Raw genomic sequence first — 25,095 nt, 5'->3', positions numbered from 1 at the left:
CTTCTAAGTTTAGCTAATCATACCCAAATCTTTGAGAGGATTCTGTCATGAACTCGGATCAGCAACAACAACAACGTATTATGGGCTACTTTATTGAGGAAGCCCGTGAACATCTGCATACCATTGAGCAGGGTGTCCTGAATCTTCAGGATATTTTGGGCGATGCCGAGTCAATCAATGAATTATTTAGAGCCGCGCATTCGATTAAGGGGGGGGCGGCAATGTTGGGGGTTAGCAGTATTCAGCACGTTGCCCACCGTTTGGAGGACTTTTTTAAAATCATCAAGGAAAGTCCCAATATCTCTGTGGACGAACGCCTTAAGAGCCTATTGCTAGCGGGGTTTGATCCGCTATCTGAGCTGTTAGATGAGCTGCAAGTTGCCTATAAGATTTCCGATGAACTAACCCTTGAAACCAGTACAAGGGTAAAGCCTGTCTTTGCCGAATTAGAATCCTATCTGAACCAGTTAACGGATAGCGATCATGCTCTCACCACATTACAGATCGTGCTGCCCCAAAAACAAATAGCACCTCCTGAGATCTCCAAGGAAGTGGTATTTCAGAAAGAAGTGACCACAAAAATGCGCGATATGCTCCAGCTATTTCGTGGCGAGGATAATGCGGAAACAAGAGCGCAGTTACATGAGATTTGTAATTATTTCCGTGATATTGGTGAAAAATTTGATCTGCGTAGTTGGACTAATTTGGCGACTCAATCCAAAAATGCGATCGCCCAGCCTAGCAACTCCTATCGTGAGTTAGCGCCGATCCTAATTAGAGAGTTAAAGGAAGCACAGGATTTAGTCTTGGCAAACCGTGACCACGAGATCAAGATTTCTGTAAAACTACAGGATTTATTGCCTTATACCTCCTCCAGTGACGAAGATGATGAGGTCAGCACTATTTTCACGACTGCGCCAGATTATTTTAACGCTCAAGAATTGACAGCAAATACAAATGTCCATAGCGCTCAGCCATCCCAAATTGGAGCGTTAGATCAAATTGATGACCAATTTGATCTGTCAATATTGGCAACCAATTCTACGGAAGAGATTGATCTATTTGCTAACCCTGATGATCTGACCAAGCCAATGTCCGCAGATGCCCAAATGGGAGAGGAGTCTTTTGATTTATCTGAAATCACCTCTGACTCAATTGATCAATTAGATTGGATCGATGGTGATTTTGAATCTACCGATCATCAAAATATTGATGGTCCTAAGGTTGGTGCTTCGGAATTAAAGTCTTTGGCAGTTCTATTTGAAAATGATGATATCGACTTTGAGGCGGCATGGGAAGATATCGAGTCCAATGAAACAAATATGAGTAACCAGGGTATGGACTCACAATTTCCCGCCCATGATGAGTTTGCCGATCTATTGATTGGGGCTTCTGCGCCTGAGGTAGAACCCAGAGGTGATGGGAATGGAAGGGGAAGTGAAATCAATCAGTTGTTTGGCGGGCTTGAAGATGAGGATGACAACTTGAGTGCAGATGCAATCAGCGATGATCGCGATGGAGATGATGCACTGTTTCCCGATGACATTGATTATCTAGAGCCTAGTGAGACTAGAGATCTAGGAGCGATCGCCGTACAAAACTCCTCTGATTTCTCTGATATTAAGCCTAATGAGGATCTGGCTTTTGATAGTGAGATGGATCAAGGTTGGATAGAGTCTTCAGATCTAGAGCATGATCTAGATTTTGGGGTTAGTGATACAGATGCAAATGTCTCTGTGCCAGCTTCCTTAAACGACCTATTTGCAGAGGACGCTGATAATATAGCTGACAATATAGAAGAAACTAGTGAGCCTGAGGAGACACTACATCCATTAACTACAGAAATTACAGATGCAATTATTGAGCCTGGGGAAACTGATTTCTTAGAGAACCTGAACACATCTGAGATCGAGGTGCAGTTTGCAGAAACGTCAATTCATGACCTATCCAATGCAGCAAATGAAACGGATGTAATGGAAGTTGTTGATGAGCCTTTTGGCATGACAGATGCTGGCATGGACTTTCTGGATGATCCCTTTGCGATCGATGGTAATTTGGATCAAGCCTTGATGGAGCCATTTGCAGATGATGCCCTCAATCATGCCAATAGCTTAGACAACCAGAAAGCTGAGTCGCAGCAAGAAATGGCGATCGAAACGAACATTTTTGATGAGCTTGGTTTTGATACTGATAGTGCTTTTGATAGCCTTGCTGGAGATAATATTGAATTTTATGCAGACAGCGCCGAGCAGGATTCTCGCCTAAGTGATGATTTAAGTGATGATTTAAGTGATGATTTAAGTGATGACACAGTTGAGAATAACTTGGAGATTTTTGGCGATGCTGCGGATATGGATAGTGATATGAATTTTGATCTAGATGCAGCGATGCAGCCAGACTCAGCCACTGATGCTCATGATCCACAAAGCATCCTTAGTAGCGATGATCTAGGCGACTTCTTTGCAGCATCTGAGCAAGAATCTTCAACCATTGATTATGCGGATATGTCTGCTGCGCCAGTTGATAGTTTTGGAATGTCTCAATTTGAGGAGAGTCAATTTGAGGAGAACGAACTGGAATTTATCAATTCTAGGGCAACGATCGCCACTAATGAATTACCTGAGTTTGCATCGAGCGCAATTTCTGCGGATGAATTTGAATTTGTAGCAGATACTCCTGCGGCTTTAGACGATGAAATTGTTGAGGAAATGGCGATCGCTATCCCCCCTGACCAATCCGACGATCTGGAGATGCAAATCGATGATTTAGATGGTGCAGAAATCCATGATATCCGCGATCTAGCCGATATGTTTGCTGGTGCTGATGAGAACGACTCCACAGATTTGGAAGTTGTGACAATTAACAGCTTTGCTCCCTTTGGGGATGGTTTTGATGAGTTTGGGGCAAGCGAGCAAAATGATCTGATACTAGTGCATGATCTTGAGAATAACATTACAGATGTTAATGCGGATATCACAGATATCAATATTAATGATGACAATGTTGATCGCCCCGATGATTTATTTGCTGATAATGGGATAGACAGCTCAATTGGCGATTCGTTTGATGATTTTGCTAGCAATTTTGACGGTGACTCCTCCGAAGTAGGGGCGATCGCTGACGAATCCAATGATGAGACTAATGATGATAGCTTTCTTGCTGAATTTGGTACTGATGGATATGACTATAGCGAAACAGGAACTAATGAAATAGGAGAAAATTTAATTGATGGTCTGACAATCGATGAATTGACCATGGATGATGTGGACTTTACAGATGCTAGCGCCAGTAGCACTATTGACAGCTTAGTGGACTTTTTTCAAGGGGATGATGATTCGGAAGTTAGTATAGTGCAAGACTTTGATGATGCCGATGCTGTTGAAATCACTGTCGATCAAGGCATGGCAATGGAGGCAATGGAGCAAGGAGATGTGGCACTTTCTGATTATGAAAATATGCAGAACTTCATTTCAGAACTTGAAGGTGACTATGATAATGATGTACCTGATCTGAATGTCAGCGATCGCCCAATCTCAACAGCCACCGTTACGGATAGTGAATATGTTAATGATTCTCAACCCAACTACGGGGACTTGCATTCTCTCAATACGCCATTGGAATTAAATGGCATTGATGACGGTTTCGATTTTGATGATTTGGAAGCAATGATTGGTCATTCTGTCGAAATAGATCATGGTGTGTCTGATGCAGAATCTGCTCTAAATCAGGATGATAGCAGTATCGGCGCAATGGATTTTGATGATTTGGAAGCATTGTTGGGTGACGATAGTGCAGTTACGGAGCAGTTGGGATCTCCAAAAGCCAATCTGTCCTTGGCTCAAACCTCGGTCAATAGTGCGGTCAATAGTGCGCCCCCCAAGCCCGCCGATGACTTTGATGATTTGGAGAGTATGCTTCAGTCGGCATTTTCAAAGGATGTGGGACCAATCAAAACCAAGGCTCCTGCTAAGCCCATGGCGATGAACCGCAAGCAGAAATTGGCAGATTCAACGATGCGGGTGGATGTTAAGTATCTCGATAGTTTAAATAACTTGGTGGGGGAACTGGTCGTTAATCGTAATCTATTGGAGCAGGAACAGGAACGGCTGCAAGTGTTCATCACCAATCTATTGCATCAGGTGCAATTGCTGAGTGATGTGTCACAAAGAATGCGGGATCAATACGATCGCTCACTTTTAGAAGCATCGCTGAGTGCAGGGCGAGGACGCTCATCCTATAGTTTAGATTCCTCCTTTTCTAGCGACCTTGGGGGCAATACTTCGGTGAGTCGCGACTTTGAAGGAATCGAATTTGACCGTTACAATACGTTCCATGTTTTATCACAGGAAATTATTGAGCTAATTGTCAGGGTCAGGGAATCGGCTTCAGACATTGAGTTTGTGGTGGGTGGGACAGATCAAGTAACCCGTCAGCTAGGCACGATTACTACACAGGTGCAGGATGATCTTAAGCAGTCGCGCATGGTTCCCTTTGCTCAGCTTGCCGATCGCTTGCCTAGAGGGGTACGTGATCGCTCTCTCAAGACTGGTAAACAGGCCGAACTCGAAGTTTTTGGCAGGGAAACTTTAATTGACAAAGCGATTTTGGAATCCCTCACCGATCCGCTTACCCACTTGGTCAATAATGCGATCGATCATGGTTTGGAAGATCCCATAACCCGCCAAAGAACGGGCAAATCTGGCACAGGTCGGCTCACTGTGCGAGCCTATCACCAAGGCAACCAAACTGTTATTTCCATCAGTGATGATGGTGCAGGGATTGATCCTGAAAAAGTCAAGAAAAGCGCTGTTGCTAAGGGTGTGCGTACCCAGAGTGAGGTGAATCAGCTAAATGAAACGGAAGTCTATGGACTACTGTTTGAGGCTGGATTTAGTACGGCAGCGCAGGCAGATGAGTTTAAGGGGCGCGGTGTGGGTCTAGATGTTGTCAAAACCTGTCTAGATGAAATTCGTGGCGTGATTATTGTCGAGTCAGCGATCGGTAAGGGTACAACCTTTACCATTCGCTTACCCCTGACCTTGAGTATTTCTAAGGCGATGTTCTGTATCAGCGATCGCGCCCGAATTGCCTTCCCCGTTGATGGTTTTGAAGACATGGTGGAAGTCCCTCAAAGTCAGATCGTACTCAACCAGAAGGGACAGCCCTGCTTGCCTTGGCGGGATACCCTCTTGCCATTCCAACACTTGTCTAATCTATTGAGCTATAGCCGCCACCTTAGTCGCAGTAATATTTATGGTAAGCAGGATAATGACGAACTTTGCATCATCATTCTTCGCAATGATACGAATTATCTTGCCTTACAGGTGGATCAATTCCTTGGTGAATACGAAATTGTAATTAAACAATTGGAGGGTCCAATTCCTCAGCCTGCGGGTATTGCAGGGGCAACGGTATTAGGTGATGGGCGCGTAATGGCGATCGCCAACGTTCTAGAACTATTTGACATTGCTAGTGGTAGACTGCGACCTTCCACCAGCAGCGCACCGATTCAACCTATGGTGGAAGAAGATGTGGCAGCAGATCCGACCGTATTGATTGTAGACGACTCGATTACGGTGCGCGAACTATTGTCATTGACCTTTGCCAAGGTGGGTTATCGCGTTGAGCAGGCAAAGGATGGGCAGGACGCATGGGAAAAACTGCGAGCGGGCTTACCCTGCGACATGATTTTCTGTGATATCGAAATGCCGCGCATGGATGGTTTGGACTTACTATCTAGATTACAAAAGGATGAGCGTCTCAAGCAAATCCCTGTGGCGATGCTCACCTCTCGTGGAGCCGATCGCCACCGCCAATCGGCAATTCAACATGGAGCTAAGGGCTATTTCACCAAGCCCTATTTGGAAGAAGAACTATTGAGTGCTTCTAAACGCTTGTTGAATGGCGAAACTTTACCAATCTAAATAAATTGATGGCCGTGCAAAGGGCGGTCATCAGTTAGAAAATAATATGCTTCTGAATTTAAAAATTGAGAACTTTGCCCTAATCGATCGCCTCGAACTTGACCTCTATGCAGGTCTGAATATTCTTACAGGTGAAACGGGAGCAGGGAAATCGATTATTCTTGATGCCCTAGATGTGGCTTTAGGGGGTAAGGTTTCAGTGAGAATGGTGCGGACAGGAGAAACAAGGGCAAATATTGAAGCTACCTTTTCGACAAATACAGCGATCGCCCAATGGCTGACCGCGCAGGAAATTGAGGCTCTAGATGCGGATACGCTCATTTGCAGCCGTGAGATTACTGCTAAAAGTAATCGTACCCGTGTTAACGGCGTGGTGGTAAATAAGCAACAGATTCAAGATTTGCGCGATCGCCTTGTGGAAATTACGGCGCAGGGACAGACAATTTTGCTGAGCCAGTCCCAGCAACAGAGGGAATGGTTGGATAATTTTGGCGATCAATTATTAAAAAATGCCATCTCAGCACAGCGTCAAAAGGTGGCTAAACTATTTGAAGCTAAAGAACGATCGCGCAAAGCGCTGTTTGAGCGTCAGCAAAATGAACGCAATCGCCTTCAGCATCTAGATATGTTGCAATATCAATTGAAGGAATTAGAAGCGGCAAATCTCGGTGAGCCTGATGAACTAGAGCAACTCCAGAGCGATCGCCAGCGCCTTGTCCATGGGGTGGAGTTACAGAAACAGGGCTATGCAGTCTATGAAGCCCTCTATCAAAACGAAGGTGGTTTAGCCTGTGCAGATTTATTGGGGAAAGCGGAAATCATGCTGACGGAAATGACGACATGGGATCAAGAAGTGGCAAGCATTCTGGAGCTAGTGTCTAGCGCCCTTGCCCAGGTCGAAGAAGCGGGGCGGCAAATCAATAATTATACCAATCGCCTTGAGTCTGACCCTGAGCAATTAGAATCAATCGAACAGAGGATTAATCAACTAAAGCAGATTTGTCGCAAATATGGCACTTTACCCGAAGCGATCGCCTATACTGAAAAATTGCAAATGGAACTAGCAGAGCTAACGGATCAAAGTACTTCCATCGAAGATTTAGAACGTCAAGCCGCCGCCGATGCCGAAGCTTTAGTTAAAGCCAGTCAAAAATTAACGGAACTGCGCCGCCAAACTGCGATCGCCCTTGAGCAGTCACAAGTTACCAATCTAAAAATGTTAGCGATGGAAAAGGTACGCTTTCAGGTGGGACTATATCCGATGGAGCCAACGGCAACGGGCAGCGATCGCATCGTATTTGAGTTTAGTCCAAATTTGGGCGAACCCTTGCAACCCTTAGCCGAAACTGCTTCGGGTGGGGAAATGAGCCGTTTTTTATTGGCATTAAAAACCTGTTTTATCAATCTCAAGCCCCTAGATCAAAAGAATCAGAAAATTCAAAAAGAGCATAAAGAGCGTAAAACTCAAGATTTGCAGGAGGAACCAATCAGAGCAAATACAATGGTGTTTGATGAAATTGATACGGGCGTGTCGGGGCGTGTAGCCAAGGCGATCGCCACCCAACTATGGCAAATCAGTCGCAGCTCTCAGGTTCTCTGTGTAACCCATCAACCCCTAATCGCCGCGATCGCCGATCAACATTTTCACGTCAGCAAGCAGATAACAGGCGATCGTACCCAAGTGCAGATCCGCCTTTTAGAATTGGCAGAGCGCAAACAGGAACTAGCGCAAATTGTTTCGGGACAGGTTTTTGAGGAGGAAAAGAAAGAAGGAAAAGGGAAAAAGGAAAAAGGAAAAAGTCTTAATGATAGTGCTAACAATATCAATAGCTCGGAAGTGCAGGCGATCGCTTTTGCTGAGTCGCTATTGGAGCAAGCTTTGGCGATTAAAACGAGTAATCGTTAATAATCAAACAGCGTAGCTGTTTTTCAAACCCCAAAAGAGCGGCGGCGCGAAGCACCGCTACTCTCTCTAGAAAAACAGCGCAAAGCGCAAACTATAGACCAGAGGGTAAACCTGTGGGTTTGCCCTTGACGCTAGTGACAATTCTGCCCCAGCCAGCTTCACCGCCACCATCCCAGAATATGCGCTGCATCACATCATAGGTGTAAGCATCATATTGACCACCGACACCGACATCGTAACTATCGCTTGCGCCGTGACGAGTGCCATAGGGATCATGGATTAGCCAATTCTTCTTATCAGGATCATGACCCACGATTACACAAATGTGACCGCTACCCTTATAAGCAAATCCCACAACCACAGGAACATTCGCTTTTAGTGACAGCAACACATCTTTAGCGGAGAGGGAATAGCTAAAGTAAGAATTAATTCCCAATTCTTTTAAAGCCCATGTTTGAGCATCATGATCGGTTGTGTCGCCGTATTTGCCGACTAAACGCATATAGACCGACTCAGGCTCTGGAAACCCTTGCGCCTGTGCCATCCTGCTGAGTTCACCATTGAGTAAGTAGTCAGCTAACATCGTGTTACTGGTGGTATTGCACTGCCGCCAACCAGGGCCAAAAATTGCTTCGTCGTTATCCAATTGGCAAGCATACTTCACGGGTAACTTGATCAAGCGATTGACATCTTCACCCTCAATTTTGATATGGGGATCATAGGCATAGACCTTTTGGATCTTGGTCTTGCCATCCATAGTTGTCACTGGTGAAGCAAGGGTAAGCAATAAGTGCTGATTGCGATCGGGGCTATATTCAGTGACGAAAAATTCATGCCCCTTTTTAAGGAAAATTTTCTCTGAATTGGCGAGGTCACTTGAACCAACAAGGCTTTTTTTAAGAAAAGTATCTGCTTCGGCGATCGCTTTAGGCATAGGACAATGGAGTTAAGTGCAACAATGCTATAAATCATCGCATATACAGTGCCAAACCAAAACAAGTGCAGCGACACTCTGCACTGCCGCACTTAAATCCAGACTATAGAACATCTTTGAGCATCCAAAACCCTGCAAAATGCTCTAGTTCAGGATTTGTTTGGACTGCCAGAAAATGAAACCCTTGGGCATCTCGTTTGGCTTTTTCAAAGCTATCGGCTTGGGCGATCGCCGCTTGATCTTTGGGGGCTTGCAGTTTGGCTAGTACCCAACGCGCATCGGCACTGGCTTCTAGTTGCATTGTGACGCGATCGCCCATCAAACTCCGTTCAAATCGCATAAATACAGGATCGACCCCCGACATCCAAGCGGCTAGAGCCGTTGCCCTGCCTGAAATGATAATAATGCCTGCTATGGGCGTTTCTGGGTCGAGATGGCTAACATCTAGCAACTCACTAAAGTCCATTGACCAATCCTGCGCTTCGGCAAAATCCTTTGCCTGAAGGGAAACGGAAATCCAGCGATCGCCCATCAGTGCATCGGGCAGGGGCTTAGGATCTTGCGCCGCCAAAACCTTGAGGGGGAGCGGGTTGGGATCAACCGCCTGAAATCCTTCGCGATTGGGATAAATTACTGCCATGCGTTCGGCTAACCATGCTGACATCGTAAATACGCGCCGCGATGCTTGCCCTGTAATCCCTGCAAGGGTGCAGCCCCGCACAATGATATTGGTCATACTAGGACGGTAAAAGCGAATTTTGATCGGGGTTTGTCCTGTGGACTCGACACATTCAACTAATTGCTTTGCCAGCCATTCCGCATTGACCTGATTAGACGGGCATTCCCGTACCCATTCAAACTGGCGATCGCGATCACAAATTAACAATTCCCAAATTTTTTTGTTATTGGCATCCAATAGCGGACGCGAATAAAAATCTAGCTCCCAAATTTTCGACATTACTAATATTCTTGTATTTATTGTATTTATTTATCTTGACACTTATAACCTACAGCGCAAAGCGCGATCTGAAAACACGAAAAATCTTGCAGTTTAGAAAACTTTGAACCTTTGCAACTTACTGACGGTCAAAACCCCTGTACAGATAATTCAGTACTCACCTCACAATTCCTCACACATAATTACTAAAGAGAAAACCAATGCTTAGCAATATCAAGAAAGTTGTCGCGATCGCCTGTGTAACCATTGCTGTCGGTGCTGCCACTCTTCCCAGCTTGGCTCTTGCCCAGTCAACCACTCCTAACCGCACTGAAAAGATGAAACATCGCGATGGTGTTTGGAAAAAATTGAACTTGACCGAAGCCCAAAAAACGCAGATGAAGGCAATTCGCGAAAGTGCGATGGCTCGCCGTCAAAACGTCTTGACCGCCGAACAACGCGCTCAGGTTGAGCAAATGCGTCAATCGGGCAATCGGGACGGCTGGAGTAAAAAAAATCTTAACTTGACCGAAGCTCAGAAACAACAGATGCGAGCAATTCATGAAGATTCCAAAAGGCAAATGGACAATGTGTTGACAGCAGAGCAGAAGGCACAGTTGCAAGCTCATCGGGAACAACGTCAGTCTATGCGTGAATCTCGCCGCAGTGGTGGGATGCGCTAGTGGTGGGATGCGCTAATTACAGAATGGCACACAAAACATGAATTATGCAGGTAGGGGCAATCCCCCTGTGGTTGCCCTGCCTAGCTAGCAGCAAGAGGTTCATCATCTGCATTCTGCGTAACATGAAATCTTAATTGTCTAAGTTATAAACGCGATTTATGCCGCCGCCCTCAATTTTCTATCCATAGCCACCACTTTTTTCCTAAATTCTAAGTACAGGACAAAAATTTAATGGAGTCAAAAAAGGCGTGAGAATTGAGATGAAGGTCAAAAATGATATCACGGAGGAAATCAAAGCCAAGACGAAAAATACTTTTAGGTAAGCGCCCATGTTTTTTAGGCTTGAGAGGCTTGATGAGAGATTGCCATAAGCCAGAGCCAGTTATAATCGCTTCCTACATTTTAAATTCACTTTATCTAAAATATTATCTTATTTTCTAGGTTTACGCTTTACCGATGAGGCGATCGCGCTAAGACCGAATCGTTAGGTTTGGTATGATCGGGATTGATAATTTTTATCACCTTTTCACTAGATCATAACCCCATGCCCTTATTTGATATTCGTACCCCTTGGCAGCCCACCGCCGATCAGCCCAAAGCGATCACCCAATTAGTTGATGGCTTAAAAAAAGGCTTACGCTATCAGACCCTTTTAGGGGCGACAGGCACTGGCAAAACCATGACGATCGCCAATGCGATCGCCCAATATCAAAAGCCCACCCTTGTCCTTGCCCACAACAAAACGCTGGCAGCACAGTTATGCAATGAGTTGCGCGAATTCTTTCCTAACAATGCTGTGGAATATTTCATTAGCTATTACGACTATTATCAGCCTGAAGCCTATATTCCCGTTACCGATACTTACATTGAGAAGACCGCCTCGATCAACGATGAAATCGATATGCTGCGCCATTCCGCCACGCGATCGCTGTTTGAACGTAAAGATGTGATTGTGGTTGCTTCCGTAAGCTGCATCTATGGCTTAGGCATTCCCGAAGAATATCTCAAGGCTTCTATTCCTCTAGGCGTGGGCGTTGAATATGACCAAAGGGAACTGCTCAAGGCTTTAACGAATGTACAGTACGAACGTAATGATATTGAGCTAGGGCGTGGCAAATTTCGGGTAAAGGGCGATATTCTAGAGATTGGTCCTGCCTATGAGGATCGGATTATTCGGATTGAATTTTTTGGGGATGAAATTGAGGCAATTCGTTATGTTGACCCTGTAACGGGCGAGATCTTACAAAGTATGGATGCGCTGAATATCTATCCTGCCCGTCACTTTGTCACACCAATGGAACGCCTCGAAATTGCTTGTAAAGAGATTCGTGAAGAAATGGAGGCTAGACTAGAGGAATTAACTAATGCTGGCAAATTATTAGAAGCACAAAGGTTAGAACAACGCACTAAGTACGATTTGGAGCTATTGAGTGAGGTGGGTTTTTGTAATGGAGTGGAGAACTATTCGCGACATCTCGCAGGACGCAAGGAAGGTGAATCTCCCGCTTGTTTAGTGGATTATTTCCCCAAGGATGATTGGTTGCTGGTGGTGGATGAATCCCATGTGTCCGTGCCGCAGATTCGCGGGATGTACAACGGCGATCGCGCCCGCAAAATGACCCTCATCGAACATGGATTCCGTCTGCCCAGCGCCGCCGATAATCGCCCCCTCAAGTCCGATGAATTTTGGGAAATGGTGAAGCAATGTGTATTTGTATCAGCCACCCCTGGGGATTGGGAAATCGAGGTTTCGGAACAGGTAGTGGAACAAATTATTCGCCCCACAGGAATTATTGATCCTGAAATATCTGTGCGCCCCACGGATGGACAGGTGGATGATCTGTACCATGAGATTCAGAATGTAATTAAACAAAAAGAACGAGTCCTGATTACCACCCTAACCAAGCGCATGGCTGAGGATTTGACCACCTATTTCCAAGAGCGCAATTTGGCGGTCAGATATTTACATTCCGATATCAAATCCATCGAACGTATTGAAATTCTGCAAGATTTGCGAAAGGGGGTATTTGATATTCTGATCGGGGTGAACTTGCTAAGAGAAGGGCTAGACTTGCCAGAGGTATCCTTAGTGGCAATTTTGGATGCCGATAAGGAAGGCTTTTTAAGGGCAGAGCGATCGCTGATTCAGACTATTGGCAGGGCAGCGCGAAATGTGGCAGGCAGGGTGATTATGTATGCCGATCGCCTGACTAAGAGTATGGACAAAGCCATTTCAGAAACAGAACGCCGCCGTAATATTCAAATCAAATATAATGAAGAGCATCAAATTACCCCACGTTCGATTGTGAAGTCCATTGAAGGCAATGCCATTCTTGACTTCCTATCGGTATCGCGCCGCCTCAATGAGCGTCAATTGGAATATGCAGTGAATCATGTTAAGGAAATTCCCCTAGATGATATTCCCACCTTGATCGAACAGTTGGAAGTGCAAATGAAGGATGCCGCCAAAAAACAAGAATTTGAAGCCGCCGCCACCTTTCGCGACAAAATTAAATCTCTACGCGATCGTCTATTGGGTAAAAGTTAGGACATAGAGTGCTTTGCGCTCTATGTCCTAAAAAGATAGGTGACAGCTATAAAAGCTGTAGTTTCTAAAACAGACTTATGAACCAAAAAATGTTAGCTTTATCTACAAATCTCGATTTAGAGTAGATATTTTCATGTATCGATTTCAGGTAAAAGCGCCCACCCGCCAAGGTGAAACAATTGGCATAATCGGCTCTACTCCAGAGTTAGGGGCATGGAACCCTCAGAAATATGTGCCGTTACATACCTCTGGCGATCGCTATCCTATGTGGCATTTAGAACTGGAGTTGTCTGCCCAATCAAAGCAACAACTAGACCATAGGATTGAGTATAAATACGTTAGAGTTGCTGCCGATGAGCAGTTGGAGTGGGAAACAAAAGACGGCAAAAATCGTTGGGTTCCCCTAGAACAGGAATATTTGTATAGTCATCAACCCACCCTAATTGTGGATGATGGTAGTTTTGGCATAATTTCTGCCTATCCCTATGGCTATGTTGATCAGCAATCGTCCCCCCAAGATCAGCCGCAATCTGTCAGTACAGGACGGAAGGTATTAGTGATCGGCAGTTCGGTGGCGATGGGTTGTAGTGCTTGGTTACTCAAGGGTTGGGCGCATCAACTGGCGCAAGCTCTAGAACAAAAATATGGATGTCAACTAATCAATCGTTCCCAATTGGGGGCAAATGTAAGCAGCACCATTGAGCGCTTTGCATCGGTAGTTGTCCATGAGAAGCCCGATGTGGTGATCATCGCCCTATCTCTAGGTAATGAAGGCTTAGCATATTGTCGTCCCCATGATCGCCGCGCTGTGCAACGCCGCTATGAAAGTGGATTGCTGCAATTAATTCAAATGACCCGCGATCTTGGCGCAGTTCCCATTATTGGCGGACTATATCCCCACGGTGACTACAGCCCCGAACATAGCTGGCTGGTGCGTGATACCCATGCTCGAATGCAGCAATGGAATGTACCAATCTTAGATTGGTTGGATGTATTGGACAATGGTTCTGGACGTTGGCAGCCTGAGTTGACTTTAGACGTTGCCCATCCCAATAGTTTGGGACATCAACGGATGTTTGAGGCGATCGACCTAGATGTTTTTGCGCCAGCGCAGTTAGAATCCAAGCAAAGTCAACCGATCATTTACCAAAGCAGTTATCAGATTGTATATAAAGATAAATATGGCTTTGAAATCTTGGTGGATAATCAAGCCCAAACCTTGAGAATTATCAATCAATCCCCCCATATCTATGACATCACTCCAACTTGGCAAGAACTGCAAGTCGCTCTCCAACTAAAATCCAAATTAGCATCAGGAACCTACCTTGCCAAAAATGATGAGTTAGGGCTATTGCCATTACTGAGCATTACCTCCACAGGTGCAATTAGTAACCATGCTGCCATTCCCGTTGGTGCTGACTTGCAATACTGCTCTGCGCTTAAATTCTTTGCACCGCAGTTTGCCCAAATCCTCTATTACGATGGACATATCGGCGTTCTCAAAGAGGGCGATCGCACCATCAGGATTATTAACGAATCCGATGAAGACTATAACCTACATCCCATGTGGAAGGAAATGCGGGCAGCTTTAGCGGCAATGCCTGTGGGTGTTTACCATGATCCTGTTGTCCCCGATGCGCCTTTTCGGACAATGATGATCGGCGATCGCGGTTTGGAGAGCCGCGTCAAAGCCCCAGCCAAGTCCACGATAATTTTCCAATATAAATGCAAGTTGTCAGAAATTAGCCGCATTGCGATTTTACCTCTAGGCGATCGCTGTGCTGCGAGAATGCTCCTTTATAAAATGGAGTACGATGGTCCTGCATTTCCCTTTGATCTGGCACGTTCTACCAATTTAGGTGATGTTGCCGATATGGTTGCCAATGATTTCCATGATATGTGGAATCCAGCCTATCTCCACTACAACTCCACTGAACGCCGCATTTATCATTCTAAATGGTCGGGCTTATCCTTTGGGCATGAAGTGGAAGATGATGAAGATCCAATTAATAATATGCAGCCAATTTTTGAACGGATGCGATCGCGCTATTCGGCAAGGGCAAAGCGCTTTCTCTATACGATTGATCATGCTGACGAGATTCTCTTTGTCCGTACAGGGGTCACTAATCGCGATTACGTCTTCGATCTCATGGAGAAGCTGACAATCAAATGTAAAGGCAAACCATTTCGATTACTATTGATTTCTCAACAGTCCAGTGCCGAATTTGCGAATATTCCCCAATTGATCCATTACGACTTACACTTCAGCCCCGACTGGATGTATGACAGCCAAGACTATTGGTGGGAATGCACGAGAAAGATGAAGGAAATTCTAGAATCTTTGGGTGTATCCAGTCAAAATCTCTTTTGGTGTCCTCCCAATGCTTAGTGCAAAGATGCTGCACAATGTGCGGCATCTTTGCGATCGCCTCGGTCACTTGAGGTTTTCAAATGTCTTCTGGATCATATCCAAGCGCCCTTAGCCTTTCTGCTAGACGTTGCGCTTTCTGCTCGGCTTGTTGTTTGGCAAAACGTTCTTGCTCAGCGATCGCCTTTTGTTGATCAGCGATCGCTTTTTGTTGATCGGCGATCGCCTCAGCGTTCAATCTTGCCTGTTTCTCGGCGATCGCCCTTTCATCGCCCGTTAACAATAAATTTCCTGATTCATCCCACCAGCGCAACCAAGATACGCCATTCTCTAAGAGCAGCCCAAGTTCCACACCCATCGGCGGAATGGCATAATGACCGCGATCGTTGGTCTGAATCTTGGTATAGCGACCATTAATCAATTGATAAGCCTCAAGACTGTCCCTAAATCCATCAAAAATCACATAAAAGGGAATCCGAATCGCCTGCTCGTAAACCCAGAACTTTCCTGCTTTGTCCGTCTCACTAGGCGGCGTTGCATCTCTTTCTTCGGCTCCATTGCCAGACACAAATTCAATGGCAATTAATGGTGCGACATACTCTTTCCACAGCACATAGGAACGGCGATATTCACCATCAAGAAGCGGCGGTACGTTCGGCACATAGAACCAATCGGGGGCTTCGGCTCCCTTTTCGGGTGGTTCCATCATGCGCCAATAGATACCGCTATCTTGACCAATGCAATAGCGTCCATCGGGATGTAATTTGTCGAGAACTGGGGCGATCGAACTGGTTAAAACAATACTTTGCGGGTGTTCCTGAAAGTTTTTCACAAAGGTTCCGTCTGAGTCTGGTAATTGTTTATGATCGGGGAGGGTAAGGGTTGCAGTGGGGACTGGTGAAGAAATATTGGCTTTAATCGGTGCTTCGGTGATTTGCATAGTAACTCCCTAGAGATATGCCAGTAAAATTTTAGCATGGGGCGTTGTGGGAAATAGGCGATCTCAAACCGATCAACCTGTTAAAATTGATGAGGAAGGTATGCGATCGCTTTTATGCAAACAACTTGCTCGCAAGTTAGGAACTCTACCCGATGAGATTAGGGCTTTGCTGAATCAGCTTACGCTAGAGCAGTTAGATGAGTTGAGTGAAGCTTTGTTTGATTTGGAAGATTAGATTCCTGCTTGAAAAACTAGAAGCCGATGTAGACAAAGATCTCGACAACTACTATCAGTTAAAATTCGCTTAGCATCTCCAACTGTGACAACGGGCAGAGAGGTAAAGGTGTTTTGTATAATTAGGACAAATTAGCCCAGTGAAAATTATGGTTAGTACTGCGATCGCTGAAAAAAATACTGAACCCGAAGAAATAGCTATTCCCAAAAACACCCTTGAAAATTCTCTTGAAATTTCTCTAGATGAATGGGTGAAAAATCCCCCATCTGATGGCAGTGAATGGGTAAACGGTAATTTAATTGAAAAAACAGGTATGACATTACAACATAGTCGGGTGCAAAGCAGAGTTGGAAGACTTTGGGGCAATCACGTTGAAAATTCTGGTATTGGTGGTGAAGTATATACAGAAGTACCTTGCCACACTTTAGATCGAGGACGTAGACCTGATGTTGCCTATCTCACCCCTGAGTTGTTTGCTGAGTATGGCAATTTGTCCACTTTGCCCCAGAGCTTCCCCTTAATTGCTGAAATCGTTTCACCGACTGATATTGCCAATGAAGTATTTGCTAAGGCAAATGAATACTTGCGATCGGGTTGTCAAGAAGTTTGGTTGATTTTCGGTGAGGAGCGGTTGCTTGTAGTTTTAACCCAAGAATCACGTAAGATTTATATAGCTGATGAAATTGTGGCTTCATTAGTGCTTACGGGCTTTAGTACTACAGTTAATGCTCTGCTAGGATAAATGAAGGAAAGCCGATCTAGTGTAGATGGCATCGCATATCACAACAATTCATGACCGCGCATCATGTAAATGTACCCCAATATCATTAATGGATTGTGAAAAAAAATTGGATCGCCTAACGGCGAAGGAGAAGAGAAAAGAAGAAAGTGTAAAGGGTAAAAGGGCTAAAGAGTAAAGAAGCAGTCCTCACGCAAGAAAGAACTCAAATAACCACACGAAAACCGAGGTCACTGCTGAGATCATCTGAATCGTACCTAACGCGACTCGCCGAACGACAAGAGTACGTGCCGCTGTTCCATGAGCCACCACGTATAGATTTACTTATTTCGGGTGCTTCATAATTCTTCTGAACATCTTTTGTCCAAGTCTGTGTATCTGTTGGCGCTCCTTCATAACTGTCATGCCAATAATCAGCGCACCTGCCGCCGATTAAGGACTGGATCAAATGGTATCAGGATCAACGCCGATCGCCCTTAAGTAATTGGCTAATTTTTCCTTTTGTTGACGTTCTTGATCGGCGATCGCCTTTTGTTGATCAGCGATCGCCTCAGCACGCACAGCCCTTTCATCACCCGTTAACAATAAATTTCCTGACTCATCCCACCAGCGCAACCAAGATACGCCATTCTCTAAGAGCAGCCCAAGTTCCACACCCATCGGCGGAATGGCGTAATGACCGCGATCATTTGGTTGCATTTTGGTATAGCGACCATTAATCAACTGATAAGCCTCAAGGCTGTCCCTAAATCCATCAAAAATCACATAAAAGGGAATCCGAATCGCCTGTTCGTAAACCCAGAACTTTCCTGCTTTGTCCGTCTCACTAGGCGGCGTTGCATCTCTTTCTTCGGCTCCATTCCCAGACACGAATTCAATGGCAATTAATGGTGCGACATATTCTTTCCACAGCACATAGGAACGGCGATATTCGCCATCAAGAAGCGGCGGTACGTTCGGCACATAAAACCAATCGGGGGCTTCGGCTCCCTTTTCAGGTGGTTCCATCATGCGCCAATAGATACCGCTATCTTGACCAATGCAATAGCGTCCATCGGGATGTAATTTGTCGAGAACTGGGGCGATCGAACTGGTTAAAACAATACTTTGCGGATGTTCCTGAAAGTTTTTCACAAAGGTTCCGTCTGAGTCTGGTAATTGCTTATGATCGGGGAGGGTGAGGGGTACTGATGGGGAACCAGTGATTTTAATTGGTGCTTCGGTGATTTGCATAGTAACTCCCTAGAGATATGCTGGATTAATCTTAGCATGGATTTTCTATTAATCTGCTTAGGGATTAACCATCATGAATAGTGGCAATCTATAAGGATTTTTCAAACTTTAAAAATCGGATGTAATGCTTAACAGACTCTAATTCAGATTGAGTCAAAGTCCCTAAGCTTTTGCGTATTTCTTCGGTAGGATCTTCTGGCGGTGAATTCACTTCACATTGCCAAGTTTTCTCAGCATTATCTGCTTCTCTCCCATATCTTTCAGCATCAGCAATCTTGCCATCCTGTCTTGAAAAATTAGCTTGCTTACGCTTAATCTCAATCCATTCTCGTTTGGCATACTCACAAATCTCCATATCGAGATCGCCTTTGAATTGTTCATGAAATTGCAATTCAGGCACAAACTCACCAACATTTCTAAAGGCTTGAGTTACGGTTTCTATGCTTGCTAAATCTTTTGTCCATGTTTTTGTTCTCGTTGTTTCATTAATAAATTGAGTGAGCAATCTTCTACCCTGTCTAACAGAGTCCCTCTCATTTTGGACATTTTCAGTGATGCGTATGCCCTGTTCAAATATCTTACTAGATTCCTCCTCGATTGACTGTGACGTTAATCGCCTATCTTCAGACATTTTTTTGAGGACTTCAAAACGTGCAGAGTCATCAAAGCTAGGATCTTGATCCTTCACACGATTGTTGAAGTATAGGATAGCTGCAACCCATCGACCTAGCTTGATATCTAGATCTAGCAATTCCTTGCTTTCGCCATGCTTTTCCAGTGCTTGCCTGATGATAGAGGTGTAGGGTTGCCAAGTACGATCAAATTGCTCCTTTTGACCTTTCCACAAATTCACGATCTGCTCTGACTTACCCGCTCTATTAAGCCAATCAAACTTTTCAGGGACTGGTGTAATTTCTGACTTAGCAAGAGCATAATCTTGACGGTTGCGATAGATACTATCATCTGGGCATCGTTCCCATAGACTGACTGCCTCTTGATAGTTTTCTGACTGATACGCACATCTTGCCGCAAGGAATAAGTTACTTTGTACATCAAAGCCTATTGTCACTAACTTCAAAGAGATTTGTGACCAAGTTTGCAAATAGATTGACTCAATATTTAGATTATCTGAACTATCGAGCAGTTGATTGACGATCTGATGATAACGGATTAAGACTGACCGCCAATTTACTTCTCTCAAATCACTAGTATCAGCTTGCCATTGATCCACAATTGTTACTAGAGCATCGGTAAATGAGTAAGTAATATCTGCGAGATTTTTAACCTCGGCTTGGTCACTTGTCTGAACCATAAAGGCTGCCACAAAGCGCCATCGATTTTCTAACCTCTCAGGACAGCGATCGCACCATGCGAGAATTTCTTGCCAATGCTGTCCACCCCAAAAACATTCCCAAGCATCTTGAACTGGATCAAGCGATCGCTCAACTAATCTGCTACCCGCGTTTTCGAGCCGATCCTGTAATTTCATAAAGCGTTGTCCAGCCTCACGCAAATTACCTTGCAGTCGCACCAACCAAGTCTGACAATACTCTTCATCAAGGGGTCTATCAGCCCTTTGAAAATAGCTGGCAGCACTATTAAAAAACTGCGACTTGTTGTAATTTAGTCCATCCTGTAAGAATATTTTCGCTAAATCCAATGAATTAGCACCTCTAGACATATTAGGTGTCACATGATCATCAAGAAAGCTTGTCTGCGATCGCCAATGCTCATGCTCATTCTGATTTGGTAATCTTCCTATCCAATTACTTACCTGTTGTTGATTAGCAAATTGCCAAAGCCGTTGATCGCCCCTCTGGGTATCAATCACAGCCAAATATTCTTGACCCCGACTAATAGCCACATAGAGCTTATTTAGAAAATACTCAAGCTCAATATTTTGGGGAGTTATCTCCAAATCTCTCTCTCCAAAAGCTTCAGCAAAATACTCCCCAAAAAACAAGGCAATTACAACAGGAAACTCACTACCTTTAACCGCAACAGCACTATACACATTCGGGGGCAATATTTGCTCATTTATAGAGGGAAATGCTTGTAGTAATTGCGGGGTATCCCGAATAAAAGCCATTTCACCACCTTCATCACAGGGCAGCACAAAAATGATGCCTTGATTAGCAAGCTTGGCTAACTCTTGCACCGTGAAGTTCTGACTAATAACTCCTTTGCCCACTCTCGCAGATTGCTGATCATCCCACCAAGAATTTTGGGGATTGATATCCGTCAAATTCAATAGAACCTTTCGCCATAGGTGAACAATATTACTGAAATAGACGATTTCTCTAGTTGAGCGATAGTTTTGCTGCAACTCTCTTAACATCACGTTTTCAGGGTTACAGATTCCCTTACTGCCATCGGGATCTAAAGGCAAAAGAATCCGCTCATAAAAGTTAGCTCTGAGGTTATTCCAACGAAATCCAGTGGGATTAACTGTTTGCATAGGATCGCCTGCAAATGCGAATGGCAAGCTATGAACGGGAGGGCGGAGGCGATATTGCGACCATGCCGATAGACGTAAGATCAACTGTAATTCAATACGGGTAAAGTCTTGAGCCTCATCACAAAAAATCGCAGCATAGGAACTAATTTGCAGTTCACCATTGATGATACTTTGCAAGATAAATCTAACTAGATCTTGATCGTCCCATAGATTTTCTTCATTTTGAAGATCTTGATACCAGCGCCAAAATCTAATAATTTGTTGAAAATCTTGGTCACTAACGCTTTTATGTCTATTAGAGATCTCATCCCTATAGTCTGCAAAGGTTAAAAATTCAGTATTATCCTCAGAAAAGTCAAAGCCTTTAATGTAAGTGCGAATCGTATGCCATACAATTTCAGCACTATAACGTTCGTTAGGGAATGATCTATCAAATCTTTCTTTGAACTCGTTAAAAGATATATGATTACTTCGCAAAAAACTGTTTTCAAAGGGAAGCTTGCTTAACAGAAAATCTTGAAATGATTGGAAACAATTTTCTAGAGGTTCTAGATCTTCAGTATTATAACTTTGCTCAATATAATGAGCGTGGCTCGTCAAAATGCTTTTAACAACTTTTCTAGCGCGATCGACAAGTCTTTGATTGTATGTTAAAAATAGTGGAAAAATCTGTGTAGGTTGATCGATATTATCTCTATTTTCTCTTAAATACAGATCGCAATAATAGGCAAACATATAATGCAGCATTGTGGACTTACCACTACCCGCACGACCATTAATAAATATCGGCAATCTAACATTACGCAACAAAGTCTCTTCTTCCCCAGAAAGGGCAAGATTCACATCTGAATCTATCTCTAAGCTATGCCAGATCTGCTCATCGCATAGAATATAATCTGGATAAGCGCGACGGGCAATCCGAGTTAGCCTATCAGTGGTAATTGAGCTTTCAAATATATTGCAAGGAACACTTTGACCAAATACCCTAAGAGATTTCCCAACTTGGGCAATATCGCTAAAGCTCGGAATTGAAGGGAATAGATCTAGGAGAACTATAATTCTGCGGTGAGGATAGTCTGAGGAACTGACAACGCTGTAAAGAACTGTGCATTCGGTGGATAAGTCTATACATCTATTTACGTTTGCAAATGTAGTTTCGTTTGATTGTAAATCACTGTTTTGCTGTGGCTCCAAAATCTGAAGAATAATTCTGTGGAATGATAACCAGTTCGATGTTATTTGGCTTTCATCTCTTTGTGTCCACTTATCTACCCATAGGCGGCTTTCAAAGATGTCACAGCCTCTATGCCCATTTTGCTGAAGGCTAGGAGTGTTTAGCCAAGGCATCAGATTTTCAGGAACATTTGGTTGTGGTTGTGGAGCATTTTCTAGTTCTTCTTGTAACTGTCTTTCTCTCAACCATTCAGTAAGCTGATGTTGATTGATTTGAACCTTCTGCGCTCCCCATGCTTTGCAGTCATCTAAAAATTGTCTATATTCATGGCTACTTCTTTGAAGAAGATGGGTTAAACATAGTATTTCTTCTCCTGATATGATTTGGACTGTTGCGATGAGTCGCCAAGTTCGCCTTAGTTTTGTGCGCCAATAGGGAAACAGGCAATCAAATATCATTGGAAATAGGGAAGCATCTTGTTCAATTTTGCGCTGTAAGCGCTCAATGGCAGTTTGGAGTTGTGCATCTGCATTATTGAGAACTTCTTGGCTGATATATATATACATAAATTCTTCTCTTGGATTCTGGTTATTTCCTATTTAATGACTATGTTAGTAGTGGTGTCAACAACTTGCATCACTAAATATTAACAATAAATACTTTAATATTCCACGAAAAGAAAATATAATACATAAATTAACGAATGTGAAATAACTAACTTGAAAAAGCTTTATAGCCTTAAAATGCTTTAAGCATAATATTTTCTTTTGCTTGACATCACATTATGATCAAAAAAGATACTAACTTTCCCTATAGCGATCGCCAAGCATTTGATCGATTAATCTTGCTGATCGCTACGCTCATCCACAATCCAGGCGTGGGATACTCTGCCCCAGATTCATCTGAATCTAAGGAAGATGAACATCATAATGCGATTAAAGAGGTGCAAACAAAACTTTGGGAAACAGCAAAGTCGCACCACATCTCTTTACCTGAAGGGTATCCAGCCTTGCCAACTATCCGTAAGGATCTAGAATATTTAAGGCAACGCGGTATTTTAGATAAGCGAATGTATCGTTGGGGCTATTATCTAGGCACAGGCGTTATGAGCTTAGACGAACTCCAATTAGCTCTCAATGCGTTATCTTCGCAAGCCAAATACCAAGGAGATGCTCAATCTAGACGTATTTATGAAACTGTAACCAAGAGATTAAAGGGCATAGACTTAGACAACAAAGGTAAATTTCTTTATCCAATTAGGCAAACACTCAATCGTGCCGTTGGTCATACAGATCCAGAAGAGATGATTAGACTGGGTGAGAATCAGAACAATCTTTTTCACAAAATAGAAGCAGTGGAATCCGCAATTATGAATGGGCAAGCCATTGAAATACATCGCACTAAAGATTCCTATGGCACTGGTCGAATTGGCTACTTACAGGTTTTCCCATTGCAATTAATTTATTACGATATTGCCTGGTATATTATTTATGAATATTGCGACAGCAATCACTTAGCTATTAGAAGAGTTAATCGATTTACAGATTATTGTAAAGTTTTAAGTGCCAAAAGTCGCAGTATAAGTGAACAACACAAGAGACTTCAGGACGCTCATAAACTGCGTGAACATGGTTGGGGATTATATCTAGGAGGGGTTGAAGAACAAAAACAAGAATTAGCAGGTAATTCTATATTTGAAACCGTGAAGGTAAGATTTTTTCCGCCAGTAACAGATTTTATTATGGAAGGAGAGCGCCGCCATACTAGACATAAAATCATTAAAGGATCTAAGGATAAAGAAACAGGCCAGCCAACTTATGTTGATTATGTTATAAAACTACCAGAAAGATCTTTTAAAGAATTTAGTCTTTGGGTATTTCGGCATATGAACCATGCTCAGATTATGGCTCCTAGTAAGTTGGTTCAAGTCCATAGGGATGCTGCACAGAAACTATTGGCGAGATATTTGGAAAATACTGAAAATTTAGCAACCAACTAAGCAAAGTTTTCTAGCCAAATCAAATTGCATCAGGATCAATGCCGATCGCCCTTAAGTAATTGGCTAACTTTTCCTTTTGTTGACGTTCTTGATCGGCGATCGCCTTTTGTTGATCAGCGATCGCCTCAGCACGCACAGCCCTTTCATCACCCGTCAACAATAAATTTCCTGACTCATCCCACCAGCGCAACCAAGATACGCCATTCTCTAAGAGCAGCCCAAGTTCCACACCCATCGGCGGAATGGCATAATGACCACGACCATTTGTTTGCATCTGGGCATAGCGACCATTAATCAATTGATATGCTTCAAGACTGTCCCTAAATCCATCAAAAATCACATAGAAGGGAATCCGAATCGCCTGTTCATAAACCCAGAACTTTCCTGCTTTGTCAGTCTCACTGGGTGGCGTTGCATCTCTTTCTTCGTTCCCATTGCCAGACACAAATTCAATGGCAATTAATGGTGCGACATACTCTTTCCACAGCACATAGGAACGGCGATATTCGCCATCAAGAAGCGGCGGTACGTTCGGCACATAGAACCAATCGGGGGCTTCGGCTCCTTTTTCAGGTGGTTCCATCATGCGCCAATAGATACCGCTATCTTGACCAATGCAATAGCGTCCATCGGGATGTAATTTGTCGAGAACTGGGGCGATCGAACTGGTTAAAACAATACTTTGCGGATGTTCCTGAAAGTTTTTCACAAAGGTCCCGTCTGAGTCTGGTAATTGCTTATGATCGGGGAGGGTGAGGGGTACTGATGGGGAACCAGTGATTTTAATTGGTGCTTCGGTGATTTGCATAGTAACTCCCTAGAGATATGCTGGATTAATCTTAGCATGGGGCGTTGTGGGAAATAGGCGATCGCACACTGAGCAACAGTAACCTGTTAAAATTGATGAGGAAAGTATGCGATCGCTTCTATTCAAACAACATCTCTCGGATTATCATCGCTATCAAAATTCACTCGCAAAATTATCGCAGTCACCAAAAAGCTATTGTTGGAACTACG

At 43.9% G+C, this 25,095-nt stretch carries 15 protein-coding genes and 1 pseudogene; 8 read left to right on the top strand and 8 right to left on the bottom strand.

The annotated features are described in order from the left end of the window. Positions 1 to 47: 47 nt before the first annotated feature. Positions 48 to 5,924: a hybrid sensor histidine kinase/response regulator gene (locus tag H6F44_RS04400; protein ID WP_190349741.1), complete on the top strand. Its 5,877-nt coding sequence runs from the start codon at positions 48 to 50 to the stop codon at positions 5,922 to 5,924. A 46-nt stretch (positions 5,925 to 5,970) separates the two neighbouring features. Continuing rightward, a complete protein-coding gene (locus H6F44_RS04395) occupies positions 5,971 to 7,830 on the top strand; it encodes a DNA repair protein RecN (RefSeq protein ID WP_190349740.1) in 1,860 nt (619 codons plus the stop codon). A gap of 91 nt (positions 7,831 to 7,921) precedes the next feature. On the opposite strand, the gene H6F44_RS04390 is transcribed toward H6F44_RS04395, so the two are convergent. Next, positions 7,922 to 8,764, bottom strand: coding sequence for a C39 family peptidase (locus H6F44_RS04390; protein WP_190349739.1), 843 nt, complete (start codon positions 8,762 to 8,764; stop codon positions 7,922 to 7,924). Between the two features lie 103 nt (positions 8,765 to 8,867). Beyond that, entirely contained in the window at positions 8,868 to 9,722 is an 855-nt protein-coding gene (locus H6F44_RS04385; RefSeq protein WP_190349738.1) for a Tab2/Atab2 family RNA-binding protein, read from the bottom strand. A gap of 200 nt (positions 9,723 to 9,922) precedes the next feature. Between H6F44_RS04385 and H6F44_RS04380 the strand changes: the two genes are divergently transcribed. Then, complete coding sequence (locus H6F44_RS04380) at positions 9,923 to 10,384, top strand: Spy/CpxP family protein refolding chaperone (protein WP_190349737.1); 462 nt, start codon at positions 9,923 to 9,925, stop codon at positions 10,382 to 10,384. A 209-nt stretch (positions 10,385 to 10,593) separates the two neighbouring features. Here H6F44_RS04380 and H6F44_RS24235 read toward each other — a convergent pair. Then, positions 10,594 to 10,761 (bottom strand): annotated as a pseudogene (locus tag H6F44_RS24235) (IS4 family transposase); the annotation flags it as partial. Positions 10,762 to 10,928: 167 nt separating this feature from the next. Here H6F44_RS24235 and uvrB point away from each other — a divergent pair. Together uvrB and H6F44_RS04370 are read left to right on the top strand one after the other, a co-directional pair. Next, positions 10,929 to 12,932 (top strand): excinuclease ABC subunit UvrB, encoded by a 2,004-nt coding sequence (gene uvrB / locus H6F44_RS04375; RefSeq protein ID WP_190349736.1) that lies wholly within the window; start codon positions 10,929 to 10,931, stop codon positions 12,930 to 12,932. A 133-nt stretch (positions 12,933 to 13,065) separates the two neighbouring features. Further along, positions 13,066 to 15,321, top strand: coding sequence for a DUF1796 family putative cysteine peptidase (locus tag H6F44_RS04370; RefSeq protein WP_190349735.1), 2,256 nt, complete (start codon positions 13,066 to 13,068; stop codon positions 15,319 to 15,321). A 58-nt stretch (positions 15,322 to 15,379) separates the two neighbouring features. On the opposite strand, the gene H6F44_RS04365 is transcribed toward H6F44_RS04370, so the two are convergent. Further along, on the bottom strand, positions 15,380 to 16,240 hold the full coding sequence (locus H6F44_RS04365; RefSeq protein WP_190349734.1) for a Uma2 family endonuclease: 861 nt from the start codon (positions 16,238 to 16,240) through the stop codon (positions 15,380 to 15,382). 46 nt (positions 16,241 to 16,286) lie between these two features. Here H6F44_RS04365 and H6F44_RS04360 point away from each other — a divergent pair, with 46 nt between their 5' ends. Beyond that, complete coding sequence (locus H6F44_RS04360; protein WP_322096164.1) at positions 16,287 to 16,475, top strand: DUF4351 domain-containing protein; 189 nt, start codon at positions 16,287 to 16,289, stop codon at positions 16,473 to 16,475. 148 nt (positions 16,476 to 16,623) lie between these two features. Further along, positions 16,624 to 17,217: a Uma2 family endonuclease gene (locus H6F44_RS04355; protein ID WP_190349808.1), complete on the top strand. Its 594-nt coding sequence runs from the start codon at positions 16,624 to 16,626 to the stop codon at positions 17,215 to 17,217. Between the two features lie 202 nt (positions 17,218 to 17,419). Here the strand turns inward: H6F44_RS04355 and H6F44_RS23915 are convergent, their stop codons facing one another. The 3 genes from H6F44_RS23915 to H6F44_RS04340 all read right to left on the bottom strand — a co-directional run bounded on the left by H6F44_RS23915 (position 17,420) and on the right by H6F44_RS04340 (position 22,645). Next, positions 17,420 to 17,662, bottom strand: a complete 243-nt coding sequence (locus H6F44_RS23915) for a formylglycine-generating enzyme family protein (RefSeq protein ID WP_190349733.1) — start codon at positions 17,660 to 17,662, stop codon at positions 17,420 to 17,422. Further along, positions 17,659 to 18,447 carry a Uma2 family endonuclease gene (locus tag H6F44_RS04345; protein ID WP_190349732.1) on the bottom strand — a complete coding sequence of 263 codons (789 nt, stop codon included), beginning with the start codon at positions 18,445 to 18,447 and terminating at the stop codon, positions 17,659 to 17,661. Before H6F44_RS04345 ends, H6F44_RS23915 begins: the two co-directional genes overlap by 4 nt. A gap of 88 nt (positions 18,448 to 18,535) precedes the next feature. After that, positions 18,536 to 22,645 (bottom strand): UvrD-helicase domain-containing protein, encoded by a 4,110-nt coding sequence (locus H6F44_RS04340; protein WP_190349731.1) that lies wholly within the window; start codon positions 22,643 to 22,645, stop codon positions 18,536 to 18,538. Between the two features lie 218 nt (positions 22,646 to 22,863). On the opposite strand from H6F44_RS04340, the gene H6F44_RS04335 reads away from it, so the two are divergent. Further along, the gene (locus H6F44_RS04335; RefSeq protein WP_190349730.1) at positions 22,864 to 24,078 is read left to right on the top strand and encodes a helix-turn-helix transcriptional regulator; all 1,215 of its coding nucleotides are present in this window, start codon (positions 22,864 to 22,866) and stop codon (positions 24,076 to 24,078) included. A gap of 19 nt (positions 24,079 to 24,097) precedes the next feature. On the opposite strand, the gene H6F44_RS04330 is transcribed toward H6F44_RS04335, so the two are convergent. Then, complete coding sequence (locus H6F44_RS04330) at positions 24,098 to 24,886, bottom strand: Uma2 family endonuclease (protein WP_190349729.1); 789 nt, start codon at positions 24,884 to 24,886, stop codon at positions 24,098 to 24,100. Between the last annotated feature and the right edge of the window lie 209 nt (positions 24,887 to 25,095).

The organism is Pseudanabaena cinerea FACHB-1277 (assembly GCF_014696345.1).
GTDB lineage: Bacteria > Cyanobacteriota > Cyanobacteriia > Pseudanabaenales > Pseudanabaenaceae > Pseudanabaena > Pseudanabaena cinerea.
This window is presented reverse-complemented; position numbering and strand designations above follow the sequence as displayed.